Origin of the sequence: Bacillus cereus group sp. BfR-BA-01523, from assembly GCF_022662615.1 — a bacterium.
GTDB lineage: Bacteria > Bacillota > Bacilli > Bacillales > Bacillaceae_G > Bacillus_A > Bacillus_A mycoides.
On sequence record NZ_JAKUDX010000020.1, the window covers coordinates 42,147 to 48,379 of the forward strand.

Here is a 6,233-nt window from a genome sequence, read left to right on the forward strand (position 1 = left end):
TGAATTTAAGCACTTTATAATTGAAACAATAACAAATAAAAAAGACACCCAAAGGTGCCTTCCTCGGCTTAATAACCGCATTTTATTTTCCTCGTAGACTCTGTTCATATGCTTTAACTTCATCAGTTGATCCAAATGTTTTCAGGTCAAATATTTTGTTACCATCAACACATACTACTAATAATCCATCTTTAGCTTTAATAACACTTCCGACATTTCCCTTTTTTAGAGAAATACTAAAAGGATGATCTACATTCATAGTTTTTTTCTTCTCTACATATTGATTAAATTCCATTCCAACTGGGAAAGCCTCTTTTAATTGTTGAAGAGTATACTCATTTGTAGTTGTTGATTCACTTTTAGGCTTTTCTTGTTCTGGTTGTTCTTGCGGTTTAGGTGCTTCTTGACTCGGCTGTGTAGTTTTTTGAAGTGACCTAGTTTGCTCTTTTTCATAGGAGGTTACTTTAGATTTCAATTCTTTGATTTGTGTTTTTAATTCTTGCTGTTCATTAAAGTGTTGATCAATAACTTTATCCATATCTTTTTGTGAATACTTAGGTTTCATATCTTCTGATTTGGAATCCTTAAAAATAGCTACGGAAGCAATGATAGCTACTATTACAGCGATAATTCCAATGATTAGTTTTTTGTTCATTTATGTTCCTACTAAAATACAATGTTATTATTATATAACAATTAAACAGTTATAGGTAGAAAAAAAGACACCCTAAGGTGCCTTCTTGCGATTTGAACCATCGTAATATGGTATCGGATGCCAATCCAATTATTATTTTACCACGTTAAGTAGTTTTGGTTATTGAGAAAAAAATACAACTCATTATTTGAATGCAAAAAGTCCTAGGGGGACTAGGACTTTTTGACAGAATGAATATGATTCAAAAAAAGGACTTGTATAATGTAACATATGAATGTTTCATAAATTTCCAATAAATTATAATACAAAATTTAGAAATACAGTTATAATATACTATGTTCTTATATATTTTTGGGGAGGATTTATAGTGAATAAAGTATATGAATTTAAAAGTGCTGGAAAGTCTACGATTACTATCGATGGGAACTTTATCCGTATAAAGAGAAAAGGTTTTGTAAACCTTATGAATCATGGTTTAGATGGCGAAAAGACAATTGATATCAATACGTTAACTGGGGTACAAATGAAACAGGCCGGATTTACTAGTGGATATATCCAATTTATATTTATGGGGAGTAAAGAAAGCAAAGGTGGAGTGTTTGCAGCTACAAAAGATGAAAATACAGTTATGTTTGTAAAAAAAGAGCAAAAGATGGCTGAAGAAATTAAAACATACATAGAAGGAATATTGTCAAATAAGGGGCAAACACAAGTTGCTGCAACAACAAGTGGGGCTGACGAAATATTAAAGTATAAAGAGTTGTTAGATCAAGGAATTATTACTGAAGAAGAGTTCCAAGCGAAGAAAAAGCAATTATTGGGTATATAGAGGGGACGCTCATTTTAGCGTTTTTTATTTTATAATCAGGTGATTTAATTTCATAAGTATCTCTGTAAAAACGTATTCCTTACTTTAAAAAAAAGGACACCCTAAGGTGCCTTCCTCCGACTTGAACCATCTTAATTTTATTGTGTTGTTATCATATAAGAAGGTATTGTATTGCTTAAAAAACATAAGAAAATATAACAATCATCGAGTAAGCTTATTATAGCATCGATAAATAGGATTTCCAATATGTAATATTGCATATATATAGATTTATTTATGTTTTATCTATATAGTTTAATTGTCTGTTATTTGTTTTAATTCATTTACTTATATTATTTTTTGAGCGCTCCAGCAATGGGGCCTTTTTTTATGCAATAAAACATTTTCTTTACATTATTTAGTCGATCTATATTAGCTTTTCCTTCTTAAAATACACCTATATTTTACCAAATCATTGTATAGACGACCAGTCTTTTTATGAGAATTTAGTGAGTTAATAGTATTAAATTTGAAAATAGTTTTTATATCAAAAGTAGTGGATGGATTATTCTGTATGTCAATCGATATGTTAAATTGCATATCGAAAAAAGTATAATTTGTTAACATTTTCAAAATAAGGAATATTATTATAAATTTCTGTTAATATCAAACTTGTACTTATTATAAAACAAGGGGATGTTTATATGTTTAAAAAAGTTACATTAGGGATATCATCATTAGCGGTGGCAGCGGTAGTTGGGTTAGGAATGGCATCGGAGGCATCAGCAGGACCAGCAGCACCTCTAACTTCTTTAAGTGTAGTAAAAGTGGAATCACAATTGGGTGGAGTTGAATACATTAATCCTAATAGTTTTAGTACCACTAAAGATCATGGGGGAAGTTACTTATATGTTTACACAAAAGAAATAGGATATGGCCAGTTTCCTTTTGCCAAAATGAATGGATTTGATGTAAAAAGTATTGGTTCACAAATAATTGGTGGTAATCCTATTGTAGGTTGGGAATATAAATGGGACGCATCAAATCATCAAGAAGGGACTTTTGAATATCAAAAGACTTCAATAAATTATCCAAGAGATACGTGGCGCACTTCGTTATATATTAAATAATCAGTTTTATATATTTGTAGCATGAAAATCCCTGCACTTTGTGTAGGGATTTTTCCATAAAGAAAAGACACCCTAAGGTGCCTTCCTCCGACTTGAACCACTTTAATTTTAATAATATGTATTGGACTCCCATCCAAATATTATTTTACCATGTTAAGTAATGTTGGTCATTGAGAAAAAAGAACAAGCCCTATATAGGGGGACCGCCACATGCCCATCAAGCTAAGATTTTAAAGTACCCCCTAAATGGAAATTTTGTGTTTTTATAGCACCGAAGTTTATTTTTATCGTTTTGGAGAACAATAGATTTTTTTAACTTGATAGCGATGTGATCATGCCCTTTTTTAGAGTCATACTATTAGTATATCCAAGATTAGGAGATTACTTGCAAGAGTCTTGGAAGTATTGCAACCGTGCTGTGTTATACTTCTAAAGTACTAACATTTCATGTAGGACTTATAGATGTCGGTATGACATATGAAATGTAAAATCAATCTGTTATTTTGAAGGTTCAGGCTATCGTTATTTAAACTAACATTCACACTAAAAGAAGTACAAGGAGGAAGGTATATCTATTAAAATAGTGAGGTATACCAAATTAGAAATGAACATTAGATTTAATAAAAAAGTAGTAGCATTCACGGCAGGATTAACGGTATTATCTTCACCATTGGTATCGTTTGCAGAGGAACAACAATTAGTAAACAATAAGCAACCTACAAACGTTCAGGAACAAAGTAAAACAACATCAGATGAACAGGCTTTAAAAAGTATTGAAGCTAGTTTTGAAGAGGTAGACGGACGTGGTGGAGGTACTGTCGACAATAAGAAAGTAGATAGTCTTCAACGTTCAGAAGGTATTCATGAAGAAACAGGTACACTAACTGTTCCTAACAATTCAAACAGAACAAAACGTAGTCTGTCTCCCATATCACCTAGCACCTCTAGTACAATAAATGGTGTTCCATTCACTGAATGGATTGTTCCAGCAGGTAACGATAATATTCGTCCTCAAAACTATATGAGTCCAAAGTACATTACAATTCATGAGACTGATAATACAAGTGTAGGAGCAGGTGCTAGAAACCACGCCCAATACCTATATAACCAAGCAGTAGGCAACACAGACCGAGCTGCATCGTGGCATTTTACAGTAGACGATAAAGAGATTTATCAACATCTACCATTAAACGAGAACGGATGGCACGCAGGAGACGGTGATGGTCCAGGTAATAGAGAATCTATTGCAATTGAAATCGCAGTTAACAGTGACGGTAATTATAGTAAAGCGGTAGATAATGCTAAGAAACTTGTAGCTTATTTAATGAAAGAAACTGGTGTACCGTTAAATAACATTGTAAAACACCAAAGATGGAGTGGTAAAATATGTCCTGCTAATATGATTAATAATGGACAATGGGATGCATTCGTAAATGGTGTTGGTGGGTATTATAATAATCTTTATCAACCAAAAGATGACATTACTGGAGGTTGGTATGAAGAAGCTATACGAGAGTTAAATAGAAGGGGTATTATGATAGGGGAAGGAAACGGAGTTTTCGCACCTAATAGAGCGATAACAAGAGCCGAATTTGCTCAATTAATCTCTAAATCTCTAAACCTGCCAGCTGGAGATGCTTCATTTAAAGACCTAAACGATGCAAACTCAACTTTACGAGATGGTATTAAACGTGCTGCAAGTGCAGGTATTATTCTAGGTAGAGGTGATGGTTATTTTGACCCAAACACACCTATTACAAGAGAAGAATCAGCAATTATTGTAAACAAGGCTTTACAGTATAAAGGTATATGGGGACCAGTTGTAAACCTACCATTCTCAGACAAAGACCAAATTAGCTATAAAGAAGACGTACAAAGATTGTATGGCCTAGGTATTGTAAGAGGTAAGGGTGACAATCAATACGACCCTAAAGGAACAACAACTCGTGGTGAAACAGCAACATTCATTCTAAATATGCTACAAGTAATTGAAAATGGTAGTGTTGAAAAGGTAATTGGAACGGCTCAAATTAATGGTATTGGGGTAAATGTTCGAAGCGGATCAGGTACAAACTATTCTATTGTTAGAAAGACAAGTAAAGGCGAAAAAGTTACAGTATATGAAGAAAAGAATGGTTGGCTAAGAATTGGAACAGGTCAGTGGATTTATTATGACTCTAGTTATATCGACTATAAAAGATTATAAAAGACTAAATAGTTAAAAGAACAGGTCATATTTGGATATATAACTTAATCTCAGGTTGTGGAGAAAGTCTTCTTCACAATCTGTTTTTGTGTCTGTCCCCCTCTTTACCTACCAATACTGATAAAAAGAGGAAAAGGAGAGATTCATTATGATGGGTGCATCGAAAAATCACCGTGTATACAATTTAAACACCAATGTTTTTCTAATAATTAAGTAGGGATCACCGTACATGCCTATCCAACTCATATTTTGAAATACCTCAAAACGAAAAAATGGGCTTTTTTGTTACAAGTTAGCACAAAATTTCGTTCTGGGGGTACTATAAAATTTTAGCTTGATAGCGATGGGGGACCGCCACATGCCCATCAACCTATATTTGTACCATCTGAGGAACAAGGCACCATACAGGGTAATCCGAAAATCTTGAGAGGTATTGTGTATAGTATATTTACCTCAGGTACAACAAAAGAGCCTTACCTCTGTAGGAAAGGCTCCACTAGTTTAGTTGTATAGTATTTATATAACAACTAAGAAACTGAAAACATATAACACCAAGTAGCAGAACCCTAACATTCCGCCTACAGCTAGTAACTGTTTACCCCAGCTCTTGAGTTTCAGATTATTGTCAATCTCTTGCACTCTTTCCATATATCGTTTCCTCCTATTAAGGAGAACCCTTGAAGACTCTCACCTCGCTATGATACCATTAAGAGATGACTAATAGAGGTCTAAATGTATAAATATGCAATATTTCATATCAAAATGCATTATTATTATATGTATATAAGCGCTTACTGTAATGAGGGTGTAAAGATTCACCACATCTTATAATTGAAGTGTTCTTTAGATAATTTAATATTTTTTGTAGGAACTTTAACTCCAAAAGAAAATTCTTTTATTACATAAACATCTTCTCCCCAAAGAAATCCACCAACTACATCCTCTATTGGTAGTGAAAACACAGAATCTAGTTTTATATATGGACATTCTCTTATAATACCAGCCTCTTCAAACGCTTCCCGTTTTGCTGATTCAATAGGAGTCTCACCATCTTCTCCACCCTCACAATAAAAAAAGTCGGTTCGTTTATCCTCACCTAAAAGGTAATGCTTTTTCTTTTTTTATTGTGCCCTTGCACAACTTTTTTCGGCTCGATATGCTTTTTTCGCTAAGCCGCCAACAAAACGCAAGATAATGGTTATCGACTTGGATTAACAAGTATACGAGCCGAACCGCTTATATCAATCGCTCGAAAATTATTCTTATTCAATATGTTGATACGTTTAATATGTGGGGGGTCGCCCCCACACGACGAGCCAGCACTCACACCCAAAAACAGGGGTGAATAGCATGATAAAACATTTTTACACTTTAGAATCATGCTATTATAAAGAAATTTGGTAGTCTTTAATTAGCCTTTAACTTAACCTCAAA

4 protein-coding genes and 1 pseudogene are annotated in these 6,233 nt (G+C 33.6%); 3 read left to right on the top strand and 2 right to left on the bottom strand.

Translation table 11 applies throughout. From position 1 onward, the window contains the following. Positions 1 to 82: 82 nt before the first annotated feature. Positions 83 to 655 carry a hypothetical protein gene (locus tag MR066_RS25845; protein ID WP_098632925.1) on the bottom strand — a complete coding sequence of 191 codons (573 nt, stop codon included), beginning with the start codon at positions 653 to 655 and terminating at the stop codon, positions 83 to 85. A gap of 367 nt (positions 656 to 1,022) precedes the next feature. On the opposite strand from MR066_RS25845, the gene MR066_RS25850 reads away from it, so the two are divergent. The 3 genes from MR066_RS25850 to MR066_RS25860 all read left to right on the top strand — a co-directional run bounded on the left by MR066_RS25850 (position 1,023) and on the right by MR066_RS25860 (position 4,799). Continuing rightward, entirely contained in the window at positions 1,023 to 1,484 is a 462-nt protein-coding gene (locus tag MR066_RS25850) for a DUF4429 domain-containing protein (protein ID WP_001045577.1), read from the top strand. Between the two features lie 683 nt (positions 1,485 to 2,167). Continuing rightward, the gene (locus MR066_RS25855; RefSeq protein ID WP_002017095.1) at positions 2,168 to 2,593 is read left to right on the top strand and encodes a DUF4879 domain-containing protein; all 426 of its coding nucleotides are present in this window, start codon (positions 2,168 to 2,170) and stop codon (positions 2,591 to 2,593) included. Positions 2,594 to 3,197: 604 nt separating this feature from the next. Beyond that, entirely contained in the window at positions 3,198 to 4,799 is a 1,602-nt protein-coding gene (locus tag MR066_RS25860) for an S-layer homology domain-containing protein (protein ID WP_242248950.1), read from the top strand. 824 nt (positions 4,800 to 5,623) lie between these two features. Here the strand turns inward: MR066_RS25860 and MR066_RS25865 are convergent. Further along, positions 5,624 to 5,860 (bottom strand): annotated as a pseudogene (locus tag MR066_RS25865) (NUDIX hydrolase); the annotation flags it as partial. Between the last annotated feature and the right edge of the window lie 373 nt (positions 5,861 to 6,233).